Annotated in this window: 32 protein-coding genes and 3 pseudogenes; 8 read left to right on the forward strand and 27 right to left on the reverse strand. The window is 54.5% G+C overall.

Annotation, left to right across the window (positions count from 1 at the left end; translation table 11 throughout):
- Nucleotides 1-143 precede the first annotated feature (143 nt).
- The 6 genes and pseudogenes from H6678_10185 to H6678_10210 all read right to left on the reverse strand — a co-directional run bounded on the left by H6678_10185 (nt 144) and on the right by H6678_10210 (nt 3,391).
- The gene (locus H6678_10185) at nt 144-845 is read right to left on the reverse strand and encodes a hypothetical protein (GenBank protein MCB9474169.1); all 702 of its coding nucleotides are present in this window, start codon (nt 843-845) and stop codon (nt 144-146) included.
- Nucleotides 846-898: 53 nt separating this feature from the next.
- Nucleotides 899-1,192: a hypothetical protein gene (locus H6678_10190; protein ID MCB9474170.1), complete on the reverse strand. Its 294-nt coding sequence runs from the start codon at nt 1,190-1,192 to the stop codon at nt 899-901.
- A 342-nt stretch (nt 1,193-1,534) separates the two neighbouring features.
- Nucleotides 1,535-1,900, reverse strand: a complete 366-nt coding sequence (locus tag H6678_10195; protein ID MCB9474171.1) for a HigA family addiction module antidote protein — start codon at nt 1,898-1,900, stop codon at nt 1,535-1,537.
- A pseudogene (locus H6678_10200) lies at nt 1,866-2,157 on the reverse strand (type II toxin-antitoxin system RelE/ParE family toxin). The gene H6678_10195 and the pseudogene H6678_10200 overlap by 35 nt, the downstream one beginning before the upstream one ends.
- A gap of 208 nt (nt 2,158-2,365) precedes the next feature.
- On the reverse strand, nt 2,366-2,815 hold the full coding sequence (locus H6678_10205) for a DUF1801 domain-containing protein (protein ID MCB9474172.1): 450 nt from the start codon (nt 2,813-2,815) through the stop codon (nt 2,366-2,368).
- 132 nt (nt 2,816-2,947) lie between these two features.
- Entirely contained in the window at nt 2,948-3,391 is a 444-nt protein-coding gene (locus H6678_10210; GenBank protein MCB9474173.1) for an HIT family protein, read from the reverse strand.
- Between the two features lie 219 nt (nt 3,392-3,610).
- Between H6678_10210 and H6678_10215 the strand changes: the two genes are divergently transcribed.
- Both H6678_10215 and H6678_10220 read left to right on the forward strand, forming a co-directional pair.
- Nucleotides 3,611-3,838 (forward strand): AbrB/MazE/SpoVT family DNA-binding domain-containing protein, encoded by a 228-nt coding sequence (locus H6678_10215; protein MCB9474174.1) that lies wholly within the window; start codon nt 3,611-3,613, stop codon nt 3,836-3,838.
- Nucleotides 3,839-3,873: 35 nt separating this feature from the next.
- Nucleotides 3,874-4,239, forward strand: a complete 366-nt coding sequence (locus tag H6678_10220; protein MCB9474175.1) for a type II toxin-antitoxin system death-on-curing family toxin — start codon at nt 3,874-3,876, stop codon at nt 4,237-4,239.
- A gap of 126 nt (nt 4,240-4,365) precedes the next feature.
- On the opposite strand, the pseudogene H6678_10225 reads toward H6678_10220, so the two are convergent.
- From H6678_10225 to H6678_10235, 3 genes and pseudogenes are all read right to left on the reverse strand, one after another.
- Nucleotides 4,366-4,731: pseudogene (locus tag H6678_10225) on the reverse strand (HigA family addiction module antidote protein).
- Nucleotides 4,697-4,990: pseudogene (locus H6678_10230) on the reverse strand (type II toxin-antitoxin system RelE/ParE family toxin). The pseudogenes H6678_10225 and H6678_10230 overlap by 35 nt, the downstream one beginning before the upstream one ends.
- Before the next feature lie 94 nt (nt 4,991-5,084).
- A complete protein-coding gene (locus H6678_10235; GenBank protein MCB9474176.1) occupies nt 5,085-5,483 on the reverse strand; it encodes a M23 family metallopeptidase in 399 nt (132 codons plus the stop codon).
- On the opposite strand from H6678_10235, the gene H6678_10240 reads away from it, so the two are divergent.
- The 6 genes from H6678_10240 (at nt 5,457) to H6678_10265 (ending at nt 8,132) form a co-directional block, all read left to right on the forward strand.
- Entirely contained in the window at nt 5,457-5,807 is a 351-nt protein-coding gene (locus H6678_10240) for a DDE-type integrase/transposase/recombinase (GenBank protein ID MCB9474177.1), read from the forward strand. The two genes, H6678_10235 and H6678_10240, sit on opposite strands and share 27 nt — an antisense overlap.
- 375 nt (nt 5,808-6,182) lie before the next feature.
- Entirely contained in the window at nt 6,183-6,368 is a 186-nt protein-coding gene (locus tag H6678_10245) for a DDE-type integrase/transposase/recombinase (protein ID MCB9474178.1), read from the forward strand.
- 2 nt (nt 6,369-6,370) lie between these two features.
- Nucleotides 6,371-6,517 (forward strand): IS3 family transposase, encoded by a 147-nt coding sequence (locus tag H6678_10250; GenBank protein MCB9474179.1) that lies wholly within the window; start codon nt 6,371-6,373, stop codon nt 6,515-6,517.
- Between the two features lie 38 nt (nt 6,518-6,555).
- On the forward strand, nt 6,556-7,206 hold the full coding sequence (locus H6678_10255) for a hypothetical protein (protein ID MCB9474180.1): 651 nt from the start codon (nt 6,556-6,558) through the stop codon (nt 7,204-7,206).
- Between the two features lie 297 nt (nt 7,207-7,503).
- Complete coding sequence (locus H6678_10260; protein MCB9474181.1) at nt 7,504-7,731, forward strand: AbrB/MazE/SpoVT family DNA-binding domain-containing protein; 228 nt, start codon at nt 7,504-7,506, stop codon at nt 7,729-7,731.
- A 35-nt stretch (nt 7,732-7,766) separates the two neighbouring features.
- A complete protein-coding gene (locus H6678_10265) occupies nt 7,767-8,132 on the forward strand; it encodes a type II toxin-antitoxin system death-on-curing family toxin (GenBank protein MCB9474182.1) in 366 nt (121 codons plus the stop codon).
- 5 nt (nt 8,133-8,137) lie between these two features.
- On the opposite strand, the gene H6678_10270 is transcribed toward H6678_10265, so the two are convergent.
- The 18 genes from H6678_10270 to H6678_10355 form a co-directional block, all read right to left on the reverse strand.
- On the reverse strand, nt 8,138-8,422 hold the full coding sequence (locus tag H6678_10270) for a hypothetical protein (protein MCB9474183.1): 285 nt from the start codon (nt 8,420-8,422) through the stop codon (nt 8,138-8,140).
- A gap of 177 nt (nt 8,423-8,599) precedes the next feature.
- Complete coding sequence (locus tag H6678_10275) at nt 8,600-8,905, reverse strand: HigA family addiction module antidote protein (protein MCB9474184.1); 306 nt, start codon at nt 8,903-8,905, stop codon at nt 8,600-8,602.
- Between the two features lie 13 nt (nt 8,906-8,918).
- The gene (locus H6678_10280; protein ID MCB9474185.1) at nt 8,919-9,212 is read right to left on the reverse strand and encodes a type II toxin-antitoxin system RelE/ParE family toxin; all 294 of its coding nucleotides are present in this window, start codon (nt 9,210-9,212) and stop codon (nt 8,919-8,921) included.
- Between the two features lie 262 nt (nt 9,213-9,474).
- Entirely contained in the window at nt 9,475-10,137 is a 663-nt protein-coding gene (locus H6678_10285) for a hypothetical protein (protein ID MCB9474186.1), read from the reverse strand.
- 148 nt (nt 10,138-10,285) lie between these two features.
- Nucleotides 10,286-10,591 carry a HigA family addiction module antidote protein gene (locus tag H6678_10290; protein MCB9474187.1) on the reverse strand — a complete coding sequence of 102 codons (306 nt, stop codon included), beginning with the start codon at nt 10,589-10,591 and terminating at the stop codon, nt 10,286-10,288.
- A gap of 11 nt (nt 10,592-10,602) precedes the next feature.
- Nucleotides 10,603-10,881, reverse strand: coding sequence for a type II toxin-antitoxin system RelE/ParE family toxin (locus tag H6678_10295; GenBank protein ID MCB9474188.1), 279 nt, complete (start codon nt 10,879-10,881; stop codon nt 10,603-10,605).
- A gap of 320 nt (nt 10,882-11,201) precedes the next feature.
- Nucleotides 11,202-11,549 (reverse strand): type II toxin-antitoxin system PemK/MazF family toxin, encoded by a 348-nt coding sequence (locus tag H6678_10300; protein ID MCB9474189.1) that lies wholly within the window; start codon nt 11,547-11,549, stop codon nt 11,202-11,204.
- A gap of 533 nt (nt 11,550-12,082) precedes the next feature.
- The gene (locus H6678_10305; GenBank protein MCB9474190.1) at nt 12,083-12,388 is read right to left on the reverse strand and encodes a HigA family addiction module antidote protein; all 306 of its coding nucleotides are present in this window, start codon (nt 12,386-12,388) and stop codon (nt 12,083-12,085) included.
- 11 nt (nt 12,389-12,399) lie between these two features.
- Nucleotides 12,400-12,678: a type II toxin-antitoxin system RelE/ParE family toxin gene (locus H6678_10310; protein ID MCB9474191.1), complete on the reverse strand. Its 279-nt coding sequence runs from the start codon at nt 12,676-12,678 to the stop codon at nt 12,400-12,402.
- A gap of 314 nt (nt 12,679-12,992) precedes the next feature.
- Nucleotides 12,993-13,358, reverse strand: a complete 366-nt coding sequence (locus tag H6678_10315) for a HigA family addiction module antidote protein (protein ID MCB9474192.1) — start codon at nt 13,356-13,358, stop codon at nt 12,993-12,995.
- Complete coding sequence (locus tag H6678_10320) at nt 13,324-13,617, reverse strand: type II toxin-antitoxin system RelE/ParE family toxin (protein ID MCB9474193.1); 294 nt, start codon at nt 13,615-13,617, stop codon at nt 13,324-13,326. The genes H6678_10315 and H6678_10320 overlap by 35 nt, the downstream gene beginning before the upstream one ends.
- Before the next feature lie 229 nt (nt 13,618-13,846).
- Nucleotides 13,847-14,221 carry a DUF5615 family PIN-like protein gene (locus tag H6678_10325; GenBank protein MCB9474194.1) on the reverse strand — a complete coding sequence of 125 codons (375 nt, stop codon included), beginning with the start codon at nt 14,219-14,221 and terminating at the stop codon, nt 13,847-13,849.
- A complete protein-coding gene (locus H6678_10330; protein MCB9474195.1) occupies nt 14,221-14,448 on the reverse strand; it encodes a DUF433 domain-containing protein in 228 nt (75 codons plus the stop codon). The genes H6678_10325 and H6678_10330 overlap by 1 nt, the downstream gene beginning before the upstream one ends.
- 268 nt (nt 14,449-14,716) lie before the next feature.
- On the reverse strand, nt 14,717-15,022 hold the full coding sequence (locus H6678_10335; protein ID MCB9474196.1) for a HigA family addiction module antidote protein: 306 nt from the start codon (nt 15,020-15,022) through the stop codon (nt 14,717-14,719).
- A gap of 13 nt (nt 15,023-15,035) precedes the next feature.
- Nucleotides 15,036-15,329, reverse strand: a complete 294-nt coding sequence (locus tag H6678_10340) for a type II toxin-antitoxin system RelE/ParE family toxin (GenBank protein MCB9474197.1) — start codon at nt 15,327-15,329, stop codon at nt 15,036-15,038.
- Between the two features lie 183 nt (nt 15,330-15,512).
- Nucleotides 15,513-15,875 carry a hypothetical protein gene (locus tag H6678_10345; GenBank protein MCB9474198.1) on the reverse strand — a complete coding sequence of 121 codons (363 nt, stop codon included), beginning with the start codon at nt 15,873-15,875 and terminating at the stop codon, nt 15,513-15,515.
- 177 nt (nt 15,876-16,052) lie between these two features.
- The gene (locus H6678_10350) at nt 16,053-16,358 is read right to left on the reverse strand and encodes a HigA family addiction module antidote protein (GenBank protein ID MCB9474199.1); all 306 of its coding nucleotides are present in this window, start codon (nt 16,356-16,358) and stop codon (nt 16,053-16,055) included.
- A 10-nt stretch (nt 16,359-16,368) separates the two neighbouring features.
- Nucleotides 16,369-16,647 (reverse strand): type II toxin-antitoxin system RelE/ParE family toxin, encoded by a 279-nt coding sequence (locus H6678_10355; GenBank protein ID MCB9474200.1) that lies wholly within the window; start codon nt 16,645-16,647, stop codon nt 16,369-16,371.
- Nucleotides 16,648-16,856 lie beyond the last annotated feature (209 nt).

The following is a 16,856-nucleotide window of genomic DNA, read 5'->3' on the forward strand; positions in this document are numbered from 1 at the left end:
TGGAAGCTCTACTCTAGAAGGCGACGAACGTTCTGCAATCCTGTGATCGGCTTGGTGCGCGCTTTGCCTGGCAAGCCTGATGCGCAAGCATCATCGTTCGTGGCAAAGGCCGTGACAAGGCGAGCATGAGGTCGATGGGGCTGTCATGGCGCGTGAGTCGACTGTGAATGTGCCACAGCTCCCCGCGCAAGCACGATTCCTGCGGCAATCATCCAACCAACTCCAACGGGAATGATCGCGAATCCATATGTGGCAAGTCCCGCTCCGCCAGTCAGCATCGCGACAACGTTCAATGCAGCGGAAGCAGCCGTCACGAAACTCCAGAGCAAAAGCCACTTGGGCACCCAATCCTCGCGGCCAGCCAGCGAAATGAATGTCGGACCAATCCCGATGATGAGAATGGTGGCAACCCAGTCCGCACGTGATGCGAACCAGCCCAATGTCTGCGCGAGCAGAATTGCCGGGGGCGATGTATCGGGCGCCACCTGCACAACCACGGCCAACCAGCCGACATAGGCTGCCAGCACAAGGGGCACTCCCGTCCAGTAGCAGTATCGTGCCAGCACAGACCACACTCTGTGCTTTCCACTCAGCGAGGTCATTGCGGTTGCAGCGATACCCAGCAGAAATGCCATGACCATCCAGACTGTCAGGTTGGCGACAAGCAGGCCCTTGTGCTCACCCGCAGCCATGAGATACGCACCAACCTGGTCGTCAGCGATCGCAAGATCAATGTCTGCCCCCGACACCAGCATGAGTGCTGCACCTGACATGGCGCAGATCGAGCCCAGGATGGCTGTGTACGCGCCAAGGCGTCTTTCCGCAACTGTGGACGATGCTTGCATTTCGAACACTCCTTCTGCGAGCGGGACGATGGATCGGCCCTCAACTGCCGGCGTCAGGGCATGGATGTCAGCCAGATGGAACGCAGCTCCGCGACCGTGCTCGTGTCGACCGGGCCGGACTGCGCACTGCCCGCTGAGACGCGCGCGCCGACATTTTCCGCCTTGAGCCGCAGGATGCCGTTGTCCCAGTACACCCAGTGCTTGACCAGATTGTAGATCCGATCGTCGACATGCGGGTCAACGGGATCCGCGATCCGGCGCAGAGCCGGGCTGTACTCGGCGCTCTCGGAGGGTCGGGCGTAGGTGCGGCCCGCGCTCCATTCGCCCATCTCAGTCACAAGGGCCACCGACTCAGCGGACGTCCTCTCCACGAGAACCCGTTCGGCTCGCCACCTTATGCCGTCCGGCGAGCCTCCGACATAGGCGACCAGGTGCTCAAGCCCTGTTCGACTCGTGTATCGGCTGTACACGGCAATCAGGTCGACCGCATCGCCTGAGCAATGACAGCAGACCGCCAGCTCACACATCTGCAAGACTCCGCGATTTGACGCAGCTCCGCTTGCGCCGTCCAACGTTCAGCACAATCCATGACCGGCTTGGCGCGGGCTTTGCTCGCCAAGCCTGACGCGCAAGCGTCATCCTGCAGGGCAAAGGCCGTGACAAGGCAAGGCATCAGCTTCATGCGGTTGTTAGGCGATATGTGTCCCAACAATCACAAGTGGCTTCAATCGCGAGATCTCTTTCGCAGCAGGACTATTCATCGCGTGCCACAAATCCCAATCATGCTGCAGGCCAAGCCAGAAGTCCGCGGTCATCCCAAGAACCCGAGACAACCGCATGGCAGTATCCGGTGTGACAGAACGGCGACCCTTGATGATCTCGTTCAGACGAGGATATGAGACTCCCAGCCTTTGCGCCAACTCAACTTGCGTTACACCCAGAGGCTTGATGAACTCCTCGAGCAGCATGTCGCCAGGATGTGCAGGCGGGCGCTTGAGCGGAAGTCTCCGTCCACTTTCGCTAGTGGTAGTCGATGATTTCGACTTCGTGGGCACGTCCATTCGCTATAGGAACCAATCAGGTACTGCTGATTGATCCGGATGCTGCAAAGGCCCTTCAGATTCCCCTTCAACCACTCCAGTCGGATTCCAAGGGGCACTTGAAGTTCTGCCAGATCCCGTACACGGTTGAGTTGATCCAGCTTCCGCCACGCACTTGGCCGAATGGATTGAGGGCAGCATTTTCGTTCACTGCTGGAGACAACTCTGTTGAACACATACTCAGTGCAAGGGCTCTTGAAAGGCTGTATCATGGGACCCCTGTAACGAGGGTCATTGTACTTGTCAATGCAACACACGAAGCCAAGCAAGTCGACCTGAAGCTCCTTGAGTCGCCAAAATCAACGGATCAGGTGCCGGCCGCCCACGAGGAGCGAGTTCCAAACCGACAACCACATCATATCACGAGCGGAGCCAGTCACCTGCAGTCGGTGCGTGGGAAAAACGAGTGACGCAAACTACTCACTCTTCGACAGCCAGTTCCGGACTCTTGCTTGACCATCCCGGCAACTTCTTGACTTGCTTCAGCCAGCGGCGCATTTGTTTTTCGTCAAGATCGTTCTCGTTGTGGATGTCGATCCGGCGAGCTTTGTAATCCGCTCCCCGGTTCCACGGGCCGGACATGCTCGTAACCGGTGGTTCGGGATCGAGCAGCGTGCCAGCGATGAAGCCGACGCCCACCCGGTCCTTGAAGGACCACATGGCAACGACCCACCCTTTGCCGGGGGTGCCATAGAACGGCACGCCAAGCGGCTGGGATGGTTTTCGCCATTTGATCGTACACCGCACCTCAGGAATCATTTCTCTGATGAGAGCATCGACTCGCTTGACCAGGCCTTGATGCTCAGGCTTCACGTTGTCGAGCCAGGCCTGGACACCCACATCGCCCTCTTGTACAGGTAGTTTGCTCATGCGTCGCCCGGAATCTGTTGTGTTACTTGTCGCCTAAATCCTCAGGGTTCAGCTGCGGTCCCGGTCTCGAAGGGTTTGCGCTCCGCTTGGTACAAGCGGCGTGACAAATGGCACGGCAGCTGCAAGCCTCTGTTAGAAGGCCTTTCCGCCATGCGCAAGAGCGTCGCGAATCCGCCCCCCGGCTTCTTCCAAAACCTCTCGCGTTGGCTTGTTCTCGTACACCGGACCGAAGCGCACCCCGATTCCATCACCTTGGAACCGCGGAAACACGTGAAGGTGGACATGGGGCACCTCCTGCATTGCAGCCTCTCCATCAGCCAAGAACAGGTTGGTACCTTCGCACCGAAGCCCACTTCGCCGAAGCCCCGCTGCCATTCGATGCGCGATGCGCATCAGATGGCCCGCTGTCCCCTCATCCAGATTCGCGAGGTAGCGCGCGTGCTGGACCGGAATCACAAGCAGGTGACCGGGATTCACTGGTTGGATGTCGAGTAGCGCCGCGCACACATCGTCTTGATAGACAAATGTTCCCGGGATATCCCCAGCTAGGATCTTGCAGAACACACAGTCACCCATCCGACACCTCACGTTGCAAGCCTTCTAACGTTTTCATGAGCTGTGGACGGCCTGGCGCGGGCTTTGCTCGCCAAGCCAGACGCGCAAGCGTCATCTGCAAGGGCAAAGGCCGTGACAAGGCGAGGCATCAGCTTCATGCAGTTGTTAGACGATGAATGCACATTGACTCCACGTAGCATAAGTGTTATACTCCCGGGTCATCACTCAGGAGAATATCTCATGGTCAAAGAAGTCGCCGCTCGCAAAGTCGGGGGTTCCATCGGAACCACTATCCCTAAAGACATGGCTGAACGCCTTCACATCGTACCCGGCGATCGCTTGTTCGCCATCGAGACGGACAACGGCATCTTGCTGACACCATTCGATCCAGTTACCCAGCAAGCCTTGAAGCTGGCTACAGAGACAGCCAAAAAGTACCGCGAAGCATTGCGGGAACTGGCCAAATAGTGGCGTCAAGAACAGACCCCGTTTGGGTTCCTTCCATGGTCATCGAGGCAATTCACCTCGATCAGATCCGGGAGCATGGTGGACTTCCAGGACTTCGGGACAGTGATCTTCTCGAGTCTGCCTTGGCAAGGCCGCAACAACGATGGAACTTCAAGCCTACCGCGGATGCCGCCGAACTGGCTGCCGCCTATGGCTTTGGAATTGTCAAGAACCACCCCTTCCAGGATGGCAACAAGCGAGTCGGGTTTCTCGTCATGGTCATCTTCCTTGGCCTGAATGGTTTCAGTTTTCAGGCAACACAAGAACGTGTGGTGTCGACCATCTACGGACTCGCCGCTGGCGAGATCACCGAAGATGATCTGGCATCCTGGATACGGACGTGTGCCTCTCCACTTTCCTGATTCGTCTAACGTTCTGCATAAGCTGTGACCGGCTTGGCGCGGGCTTTGCTCGCCAAGCCTGACGCGCAAGCGTCATCTACGAAGGCAAAGGCCGTGACAAGGCGAGGCATCAGCTTCATGCGGTTGTTAGGCGATATGTGTCCCAACAATCACAAGTGGCTTCAATCGCAAAATCTCCTTCGCAGCAGGACTATTCATCGCGTGCCACAAATCCCAATCATGCTGTAGGCCAAGCCAAAAGAGCGCGGTCATCCCAAGTACCCGAGACAACCGCATGGCAGTATCCGGTGTGACAGAACGGCGACCCTTGATGATCTCGTTCAGACAAGGTTATGAGACTCCCAGCCTTAGCGCCAACTCAATCTGCTTTACACCCAGAGGCTTGATGAACTCCTCGAGCAGCATGTCGCCAGGATGTGCAGGTGGCCGCTTGAGCGGAAGTCTCCGTCCACTTTCGCTAGTGGTAGTCGATGATTTCGACTTCGTGGGCATGTCCATTCTCCCATGGGAAACAAATCCGGAATTGCGGATTGATCCGGATGCTGCAAAGGCCCCTCAGGTTCCCCTTCAACCACTCCATTCGGTTTCCAGGGGGCATTTGAAGCTCTGCCAGATTCCGTACACGGTTGAGTTGATCCAGCTTCCGCCACGCAATTGGCCAAACGGATTGCGGGCAGCATTACCGCGCACTGCTGGAGGCAACGCCGTTGAATGCATCCTCTGCGCCAGGGCTCTTGAAAGACTGTATCATGGGACCCACTATAACGCGGGGCATTATACTAGTCAAGGCAATACAGGAAGCCGCGCAGGTCGACCCAATGCACCTTGATTCGCCTGACGTCGCGTCAAGAGGTGGAATTTCTGGAATACTTGCAGCGTCCGATGAGGTCGCCCTGGTTGACCGTATCTCCAACCTCAACCGGTACAGTGCCGGGAATGAGATGCGCGTGGAAACCGTATTCGCCTTCGCCATGTCGGATGATGACGTGATTGCCGGCAATCTGCGTGGCGAGGAAATCCGGCATGAAGTACCCGATGAACGGCGACTCGTGGTGCCCATCATGTACAGCGACGACCTCCCCATCCGCTGCGGCGAGGATCGCTTCTGCATACCAGCAGTAGTCCTTCAGGTGCTGTCCGTTGCCGCGGTGGTGCGCTGAACAGTCGCCCGCGTGATGCAGTCGATGGGCCTGCGCGGTGTGGTCCGCAGTCACCGCGTGCGCACGACCATCCCGGATATCCATGCGGAGCGACCGCTGGATCTCGTACACCGCAACTTCACGGCCACGCGACCGAATCAGTTGTGGGTCTTGGACTTTACCAACGTCGCCACGTGGCGCGGCTTCGCATATGGCGCGTTTCTCATTGAGATGTTTTCGCGTCGCATTGTGGGCTGGCGCGCCAATGCACCGTTGCGCAGTGACATGGCGTTGGACGCGCTGCAAGAAGCCTTGTGCAACCGTGAGACCGACGCGCCCTTCATCCATCCAGCGACCGTGGGTCGCAGTATTCATCCAGGTTCGACTCGGAGAGTTCAGCGGAAGCCAGCATTGAACCGTCGGTCGTAAGCCGTGGTGACAGCCACGACAACGCACTCGCCGTAACCATTGTCAGCTTATTCAAAACGGAAGTGATTCACTGGGCCGGTCCGTGGCGGAGCAGTGACGAAGTTGAGGTCGCCACGTTGGAATGGGTGAGCTGGTTTGACACCCAACGCTTGTAGGAACCGATTGGCTATTTGCCGCCGGTAGAGTTTGAAGCACAGTATTGCACCGACTGCGCGGACTTCGCCGCGCTGGCACACAAGTAAAACAGTCTCCGTTAAACCCGGGGCTATTCACGCTTTACAGCAATGGATTTTTTACTTAAAGTGTTCATCATGACGGACCTGACCCGACTTCGTGGACACCTGACACGCTCTGCCTTCAGGGCGGAGGTGGCACATGCGAGTGGCACGACGCCCCACGCCCGGGCTGATTTGTCACTCGGATCTCGGCAGCCAATGCACGTCGACCGCGTATCGCGCGGAACTGGAGGCGCATGGAATGCTGGTGAGCATGAGTGGGCGAGGTAACCGTTACGACAACGCCGTGGCTGAGAGCTTCTTTGCCACGCGGGGTTCGAACTGATCATGCGCAGCGACTGGCACACGCGGGAAGAAGCGCGACGCGCGAACTCCCGGTACATCGAAACTCGGTACAACCGCAAACGTCGGCATTCTACGCTCGGCTACGCCAGTCCGGCGGAGTTCGAAGTGCAGCAGCAAATGGCCGCGTGATTCCTTTCACGTACTTGTCAACTATCCGGGGAAAGCTCATGAAATATTTGTTCACAATTCTCTTTTTTTCTTGCTCATTCAGTGCTTTTGCTCAAAATCGCCCCCTCGAGGATAAAGCAGTTGAGGTAGAACACAAGTGGAGGGTCAGTACGCCTTATTTTGTTTTGACAGATCCTCTTGGAGGGCATTGGAACGATCGAACAAGTACTCAAATGATCGAGATTCATGTAAAACGCAATCTGGATGACAAGAACATCATAGGACTGAAGTTCGCTACATGGCGATTGTTTCAACCCATGGGAATCACCTGGTGGGATGGTCTTCTGGACAAAATTGAGTCTGGAAGTGAATTCTACGATGGATACTTGAGAGAAACAGGAATTGGCGTCACATACCAACGCATGCTATTGAAAGGGCTTTTTGCAACTATTGAAGTGTTGCCACAAATTCAAACCTATACCGATCTAGACGGGAATAAAATCAAAAGTGGTTTCAAAGTCTATAACTCGTACCATTTGGGCTATCATTTCTCGATCGGCAAGAAGGAAAGATTTTTTATCGAACCTCAGGTTCATGTCAACCAGTGGATGTTTGATAACAATTCACCTGAAGGTTTCAAGGAGTTTGACGACAAATATGGAAACGTCTTTCTTTTTGAGCCGAACATTTACTTGGGGTGGAGTTTTTGAACTTGGTCAGCCCTGTAAGCTCCAATAAGCGAATACTCGTAAAACGCCTACACGCGTTTGCTGGGCCCCAGCGTGACATATCGCAGAGTGATGAGCCCTTCGCAGAAAAGGCTTACTTGGATCACGGCTTGGCGCGGGCTTTGCTCACCAAGCCTGACGCGAAAGCGTTATCCTGCCGGGGCAAAGGCCGCGACAAGGCGAGGCACCTGCTTCATGCAGTTGTTAGAAGATGAATGCACATTGACTTCATGTAGCATAAGTGTTATACTCCCGGGACATCACTCAGGAGAATAACTCATGGTCAAAGAAGTCGCCGCTCGCAAAGTCGGGGGTTCCATCGGAACCACTATCCCTAAAGACATGGCTGAACGCCTTCACATTGTACCCGGCGATCGCTTGTTCGCCATCGAGACGGACAACGGCATCTTGCTGACACCATTCGATCCAGTTACCCAGCAAGCCTTGAAGCTGGCTACAGAGACAGCCAAAAAGTACCGCGAAGCATTGCGGGAACTGGCCAAATAGTGGCGTCAAGAACAGACCCCGTTTGGGTTCCTTCCATGGTCATCGAGGCAATTCACCTCGATCAGATCCGGGAGCATGGTGGACTTCCAAGACTTCGGGACAGCGATCTTCTCGAGTCTGCCTTGGCAAGGCCACAACAACGATGGAACTTCAAGCCTACAGCCGATGCCGCTGAACTGGCGGCCGCCTATGGCTTTGGAATTGTCAAGAACCACCCCTTCCAGGATGGCAACAAGCGAGTCGGGTTTCTCGTCATGGTCGTTTTCCTTGGCCTGAATGGTTTCAGTTTTCAGGCAACACAAGAAAGTGTGGTGTCGACCATCTACGGTCTCGCCGCTGGAGAGATCACTGAAGATGATCTGGCATCCTGGATACGGACGTGTGCCTCTCCGCTTTCCTGATTCGTCTAACGTTCTGCATAAGCTGTAACCGGCTTGGCGCGGGCTTTGCTCGCCAAGCCTGACGCGAAAGCGTCATCCTGCAGGGCAAAGGCCGTGACAAGGCGCGGCATCAGCTTGATGCTGCTGTTATGCTGATTCATCACGTTGCCATGTAGGTTATGATTTGTTATTGCAATGATTTTAACATCTGTTGAATGGATTATTTCCCTAAATGCTTCAGGTTCAATGTCACGCATCTGTGAATCACCACTTTTGACCTTTCTGGTGTGAGTATGTATGTCAATCTTCATTCCACTTCCTCTCATATCAGTGTAAAGCTAACGTTCTGAATAAGCTGTGACCGGCTTGGTGCGGGCTTTGCTCGCCAAGCCTGACGCGCCAGCGTCATCTGTCAGCGCAAAGGCCGTGACAAGGCGAGGCATCAGCTTCATGCAGTTGTTAGGCAACCGCAGCAAATGCTACTTGTATCACGCGACCTTGACCTTCTGGATTTTCCGCAATTCATCTGCTTCCGACACTTGGGCAAAGTAGAGATCCCATCGAATCTGCTGATTCATCCAGACTTCGGCTGAAGTCCCTAAGAACTTGGCCAGGCGCAGTGCCGTACTGGGAGTCACACCGCGGCGGCCATTGATGAGTTCATTGACGCGCTGGTATGGCACACAAATCCCATTTGCCAAATCCCGCTGGCTCAATCCCATGGGTTCAAGGAATTCAAGCAGAAGCATCTGACCTGGATGAATCGGTGATCGGTTTGTAGGAATGCGAACCATGGTGATTCCCGGATTAGTGATAGTCAACGATCTCGACGTGTGAAGGGCCGTTCGGTGTCCAATAGAAGCAGATGCGATACTTCTGATTGATTCGAATACTGAACTGCCCCGCACGATCCCCAGACAGCGACTCAAGTCGATTGCCTGGGGGCACTCGGAGATCCTCAAGTGATACTGCCGAATCCAAGTATTCCAACTTGCTTTGCGCCTTCGGAAACATGTCGACAGGGCAGGACTTTCTAGCCGCCTTCGACAGCTTGCCATCGAAGATGTCAGCTGTTCCCTGATCATGGAAGTCTTGGATCATGGGCGCATGATAGCACGGATTCCATGGTATCGCAAGGGAAACAACCCGCCGGATGACAAAAGGCCTTCGCGTTTACCTCATTCATGTGCCATGCTTGCCTAACGGGAGCTTCAGCCGCGACGTGCCTGGCGCGGCGCTTGCCTTCTCCTACCGACGTTTCCTATCCCTTCCGACTGCAAGCGCCGTGACAGGCGCAAAGTCGGCTGCAAGCAGTGTTAGACGGGTCACCATCAAAACTACTGAGACCTCGTAAACTTGTTGACTAAATCTTGTATACTATCAGATTCAACTTCTTGGCAAGAGCTTCAACAAACTCATAGCAATCTTTAGCATACTCTGGCTTTATGTGTCGAACATGACCGCTTGATTCAAAATCCCCTTCATGTGCAATTTGATTGCGTCGTTTTACATAGTTTGTCAGTCGTCTTTTGATATCATTTTCTGTTGACGCAGGCCCCGGCCACTTATCTGCAACAGAGGCAAATATATTGTCATGCCCAATCAAACTGTATGCGTGTATGATCTTTTCTGGTGCCTGATATGATTGAAAGGCTAACACATCCTCCTTTAGTTTTTTGAGCAACTCTGAAATTGGGTCAGGTGAGTTAATCAAAGAAAGAACGTTGCGGAAACCTTCCCCATTCTTCACTTGATATTTCTCTGCAAAAATTGCACAAATAGAGATAGGAGGAGCATTGCTCTTCAAAACTGTTGGAACCTTATCTATTAGAACTTTATGAATGTAGGAGTCTAGTGCCGAAAGGCTAGTTACAACTGCAGATCGCGGTAACCACAAAAGGTCTAGGTTTTTAGCATCAAGCTGTCCCTTTAGACCTATGCCTCTATGATTGCGCATCTCTTTATAGATTTTAACAAGATCGTGCGCTGCAGAAATGCAGTTTTGGAATTCCTGATATGGTGTCATTTTCCCTCGTCCGTCTAACGTTCTGCATAAGCTGTGACCGGCTTGGCGCGGGCTTTGCTTGCCAAGCCTGACGCGCAAGCGTCATCGGTCGGTGCAAAGGCCGTGACAAGGCAAGGCATCAGCTTCATGCGGTTGTTAGGGACGGGCATCAGGAGAGTCTGGTGATGCCAGCCCAGGGTGTGATCTTCGCCAATGTCTTTGCCATGGTGGCAGCAGCCACCTCTGTGTCGTGTGCCACTTGAGCTCGCAGCCAATACCCATTGGATAGTCCAAAGAACCGGCACAAGCGCAAGTCCGTGTCAGCTGTGATGCTCCTCTTGCCACTGATGATCTCACTGATCCGTTGGGGCGGAACCGCGATCTCTTTTGCAAGCCGATACTGCGTGATTCCCATGGGAAGCAGGAACTCTTCTCGCAACAGTTCCCCAGGAGTGACAGGCGGTAGAGTTTTCATTGATCTGAGTCCTAGTGATAGTCTACAATCTCAACATCCACCGCCCCGTTCGCTGTCCACCGAAAGCAAATTCGGAACTGGTCATTGACTCGGATGCTGTATTGCCCCCTTCGATTTCCCTTCAAGGCCTCAAGCCTGTTACCTGGCGGAATACGAAGGTCGTCCAGCTTGGCAGCGATTTCCAATTGGCGTAGTTTTCGCCTGGCGATGAGTTCGAAGGCGGCAAAGGCCCTGACAGCCTTGCCTCCAGCCAGCTCCTTGGTCCTCTGGCATTTGAAGGAAACGATCATAGGCGATGGTAACGCTCTGCGTGAATAGGGTCAAGCTGAAAGTATGTTCGCTGTATTGGAACAGCGCCAGGTCACGCGGACTCTGCCTGGCCAAGCCGCAGACTGCCGTCACACACAGGAGAACGGGACTTGCCCTGAGTCTTGGGACGCACGGATGAAGACCACGGACAGCAATAACTTCTCCTGCATCTCCCTAACGTTGGCTTCAGCCGCGTGCGCCTGGCGCGGCGCTTGCTCTCCACGATTCTTCGATTCTTCTCGCATCACAATGCAAGCGCCGTGACAGGCGCTAAGTCGGCTGCAAGCAGTTGTTAGCTGGGCTATCGGCCAAGCACTGTGTCTATCCCCTCCAGGACTTGAGCCAAGGAGGACTTCGATAGACTGCCGACTCGCAGATCCAGGCACTCTCGATCCAGTGTTACAATCTGAGAAACATTGGCGACGGAGTCTTTTGGAAGACCTGACAATTTTGCTTCAATCAACACATTGCCAGGTGCCGCTTGCCATTTAAGATTGCTTGACAATGGAACGCACACAACCGTGGCAATCCGACTTCGGTTGAAATGATCTCCTTGCACAACCAACACAGGTCGCCTGAATCCAGGCTCCGAGCCCCGAGGTTCGGACAGCTCTGCCCACCAGATTTCGCCTTGGTATAATTCTACCATGACTCTTGGCCGAGAACTTTCTGCGATGCCGAAGAAACAAAAGGATCCACAGGATCCGCTATCTCTTCAAGAGCCCGGTTCAGTGCCTCGGTTACTTCATCAGGTGCATGGCGATTCAAATACTCAGCCATGGCCTCCGCATAGAGTTGGCTTCTGGATTTACGCGTTCGTTTCGCCAAGCGTTCGGCCGCAGTGTATACTGCGTCAGGGATTGATATGGCTGTTTTCATACTTGGAGTATAACTCCTCATCAACCCAGAGGCAAGGAAAAACACTGCGCCAAGAACCAATCGTATATAGAAGGTCGAAGTCTTTCGTTATCAACCACTTCAAACCTGATGTCGTCTGTCGGTTGGGTGCTAGCACAATACGTCAGAAGCTCTGTCCATCAAAATCCAGCTAAGGTTCTGCATAAGCTGTGACCGGCTTGGCGCGGGCTTTGCTTGCCAAGCCTGACGCGCAAGCGTCATCGGTCGGTGCAAAGGCCGTGACAAGGCGAGGCATCAGCTTCATGCGGTTGTTAGGGACGGGCATCAGGAGAGTCTGGTGATGCCAGCCCAGGGTGTGATCTTCGCCAATGTCTTTGCCATGGTGGCAGCAGCCACCTCTGTGTCGTGTGCCACTTGAGCTCGCAGCCAATACCCATTGGATAGTCCAAAGAACCGGCACAAGCGCAAGTCCGTGTCAGCTGTGATGCTCCTCTTGCCACTGATGATCTCACTGATCCGTTGGGGCGGAACCGCGATCTCTTTTGCAAGCCGATACTGCGTGATTCCCATGGGAAGCAGGAACTCTTCTCGCAACAGTTCCCCAGGAGTGACAGGCGGTAGAGTTTTCATTGATCTGAGTCCTAGTGATAGTCTACAATCTCAACATCCACCGCCCCGTTCGCTGTCCACCGAAAGCAAATTCGGAACTGGTCATTGATTCGGATGCTGTATTGCCCCCTTCGATTTCCCTTCAAGGCCTCAAGCCTGTTACCTGGCGGAATACGAAGGTCGTCCAGCTTGGCAGCGATTTCCAATTGGCGGAGTTTTCGCCTGGCGATGAGTTCGAAGGCGGCAAAGGCCCTGACAGCCTTGCCTCCAGCCAGCTCCTTGGTCCTCTGGCATTTGAAGGAAACGATCATAGGCGATGGTAACGCTCTGCGTGAATAGGGTCAAGCTGAAAGTATGTTCGCTGTATTGGAACAGTGCCAGGTCACGCGGACTCTGCCTGGCCAAGCCGCAGACTGCCGTCACACACAGGAGAACGGGACTTGCCCTGAGTCTTGGGACGCACGGATGAAGACCACGGACAGCAATAACTTCTCCTGCATCTCCCTAACGTTCTGCATAAGCTGTGACCGGCTTGGCGCGGGCTTTGCTCGCCAAGCCTGACGCGCAAGCGTCATCTGCCAGGGCAAAGGCCGTGACAAGGCGAGGCATCAGCTTCATGCGGTTGTTAGGCGATATGTGTCCCAACCATCACAAGTGGCTTCAATCGCGAGATCTCTTTCGCAGCAGGACTATTCATCGCGTGCCACAAATCCCAATCATGCTGCAGGCCAAGCCAGAAGTCCGCGGTCATCCCAAGAACCCGAGACAACCGCATGGCAGTATCCGGTGTGACAGAACGGCGACCCTTGATGATCTCGTTCAGACGAGGATATGAGACTCCCAGCCTTTGCGCCAACTCAACCTGCGTTACACCTAGAGGCTTGATGAACTCCTCGAGCAGCATTTCGCCAGGATGTGTAGGTGGGCGCTTGAGCGGAAGTCTCCGTCCACTTTCGCTAGTGGTAGTCGATGATTTCGACTTCGTAGGCATGTCCATTCTCCCATAGGAAACAAATCCGGTACTGCTGATTGATCCGGATGCTGCAAAGGCCCTTCAGATTTCCCTTCAACCACTCCAGTCGGTTTCCAGGGGGCACTTGAAGCTCTGCCAGATCTCGTACACGGTTGAGTTGATCCAGCTTCCGCCACGCAATTGGCCAAACGGTTTGAGGGCAGCATTTACGAGCACTGCTGGAGGCAACGCCGTTGAATACGTCCTCTGTGCCAGGGCTCTTGAAAGACTGTATCATGGGACCCACTATAACGAGGGGCATTATACTTGTCAAGGCAAATCACGAAGCCAAGCATGTCTACCCGAAGCTCCTTTATTCGCCTAACGTTCTGCATAAGCTGTGACCGGCTTGGCGCGGGCTTTGCTCGCCAAGCCTGACGCGCAAGCGTCATCTGCCAAGGCAAAGGCCGTGACAAGGCGAGGCATCAGCTTCATGCGGTTGTTAGGTGGTTCTGCCGTACGACAGATCACTTCCGCAGAGGCAGAATCCGCACCCGAGCTCTCTTCTCCTCCAAGACCAAGAGGGCCCCTGCTTCAAGCTGTGTGCTAAATTGTTGGAGAGTCGCCAACACGAACCGACCAAGGGAATCAGGGAGCACGTCCTGTGATCTCACCTGGATGACACTTGGTCCATTCGCATTGGAAAGGGCAAGAATTCTACTGAAGTCCAGATCGTGCGAGAACAGCGTGTATTGTCTCTCACGCGCCCAAGCAACCAAAGTAGCGTCGGTCGCCCCGGGATCGCCCACAGCCGACCAGTGCGCTGCTTCCCAGCCGTGTTCTGTAAACCAACCAATCCAGGATGGTGACAGATTCATATCAACCAGGAACTTGAGCGCCATTACAGCGCCAATGGCAGATCGAGTTCTTCAACCCGCCATGCGGCATAGGCAAGCGCCTGCAGGATGTCCTCTCGCTCGAGGTATGGATACGCTTCCAGAATGGCATCAACAGTCCGCCCAGCAGCCAATAGACCAAGCACTGTACCGACTGTGACTCGCTGACCGCGAATACAGGCTTTGCCGCCCATGACATTGGGATCGAAGGTGATCCGGGAATACTCAGGCATCTGTTTGGTCCTCCGAATACAGGGCGGGCAATAACAGTGAATCCCGGATCAATCTCAAGCTATTCTGCAAGGCGGCGAAATGACGGTCGATCGGCTCGCCAGACTTGAACAAACCCACCTAACGTTCTGCATAAGCTGTGACCGGCTTGGTGCGGGCTTTGCTCGCCAAGTCTGACGCGCCAGCGTCATCTGCCAGTGCAAAGGCCGTGACAAGACGAGGCATCTGCTTCATGCAGTTGTTAGGCAACCGCCACAAATGCATCTTGTATTACGCGACCTTGACCTTCTGAATTTTCCGCAAATCATCTGCTTCCGACACTTGGGCAAAGTAGAGATCCCATCGAATCTGCTGATTCATCCAGACCTCGGCTGAAGTCCCGAAGAACTTGGCCAGGCGCAGTGCCGTACTGGGAGTCACACCGCGGCGGCCATTGATGAGTTCATTGACGCGCTGGTATGGCACACAAATCCCATTTGCCAAGTCTCGCTGGCTCAACCCCATTGGCTCCAGGAACTCCAGCAGAAGCATTTGACCTGGATGAATTGGTGATCGGTTTGTAGGAATGCGAACCATGGTGATTCCCGGATTAATGATAGTCGATAATTTCGACGTGTGAAGGGCCGTTCGGTGTCCAATAGAAGCAGATGCGATACTTCTGATTGATTCGAATACTGAACTGCCCCGCACGATCCCCAGACAGCGATTCAAGTCGATTGCCTGGGGGCACTCGGAGATCCTCAAGTGATACTGCCGAATCCAAGTATTCCAACTTGCTTTGCGCCTTCGGAAACATGTCGACAGGGCAGGACTTTCTAGCCGCCTTCGACAGCTTGCCATCGAAGATGTCAGCTGTTCCCTGATCATGGAAGTCTTGGATCATGGGCGCATGTTAGCACGGATCCCATGCTAAAGCAAGGACAATGTGAGGCGTCGGCAGCAACCCATCGTTGATGACTTCCCTTTCTAAAAACTGCTTGCCTACCGTGTGAGTTAAGCGGGCGCCATGCCGTTGGCGCTCCACTTGAACGAGGGGTTAGGCCGCGCTCGCGAAGCGCCGACCGAGCTACGAGACAAAGCCTTGCGCTTTGTAGCTGGCGTAGCTTGCCTTGGTGAGTGCGGCAAGTTCCTTGAAGAGCGCCAGCTCGACACAGGAGAAATTGAAGCAGGACTTGCCTTGCATTCGGGACTTCAACTCTGGCGATACAGATGCCAGCAACTCCGGCTGCACGTACACGGGCATGAGGTGGAAGCTGACGTACGACTTCTTCACTTGCACCGCGCCGAAGAACAAGGGCTTCTTGTTCTTCTGGATGTGCTTCGTGTCTACATACAACTCCGACTCGTCGTCCTTCTTTGCGTCTAGCTTCGCTGCGTAGGGTGCCAGGATCTTGTGAAGTGCTGCGTAGACAGCGGCAGTGTCTTGCATTGTTCTTCCTCAGGCGGTGGAGCTTGGAGCTGCTTTGAGTGCGCGGCCTAACGTGCGCTTCAGCCGCGTGCACCTGGCGCGGGGCTTGCTCTCTTTATCCGCGAATCACTTTCCACCTCAATGCAAGCGCCGTGACAGGTGCCAAGTCGGCTGCAAGCAGTTGTTAGGGAACGGACCTCAGGAAACGCGGCCCAAGCCAGGCCACGGCGTGATCTTGGCCAGTGTCTTGGCCATGGACGCAGCGGCCACCTCCGTATCATGCGCTGCCTGGGCCCGCAACCAGTACCCATTGGAAAGCCCAAAGAAACGACACAACCTAAGATCCGTGTCAGCCGTGATGCCCCGCTTGCCGCTTATGATCTCGCTGATCCGCTGAGGCGGAACCGCAATCTCCTTTGCAAGCCGGTACTGAGTGATCCCCATCGGGAGAAGGAACTCTTCTCGCAGCAGTTCTCCAGGTGTGACAGGCGGCAGGGTTTTCATCATTTGAATCCTAGTGGTAGTCCACGATCTCTACATCCACCACGCCAGCTGCTGTCCAACGGCAGCAGATACGAAACTGATCGTTGATGCGGATGCTGTGCTGACCTTTTCGATTCCCGCGTAACGCTTCAAGTCGATTTCCAGGCGGAACTCGTAAGTCTTCCAGGCTGGCAGCGATCTCAAGCTGCCGAAGCTTCCGCCGCGCAATACGCTCGAACGAAGCGAAAACCCTGACTGACTTGCCAGCGGCGAGGTCCTTCGTCCTTTGGCACTTGAAGGATACAATCATGGGCGATGGTAACGCTCTGCGTGAATAGGGTCAAGCTGAAAGCATGTTCGCCGAATATGAACGGCAGGCGGACGCAAGTGCATGATGTCTTGGATGCTGGAGATTGGTGGCTGAAATGCTGCGCACTTCGGAAAGTGCCGAAGACACAGCAAGCGTGATGCACAGCAAACGACAGCTCCAGTCTCTCCCTAACGTTACGCATAAGCTGT

Source organism: Candidatus Delongbacteria bacterium, assembly GCA_020634015.1.
Classification (GTDB): Bacteria; CAIWAD01; CAIWAD01; order CAIWAD01; family CAIWAD01; genus JACKCN01.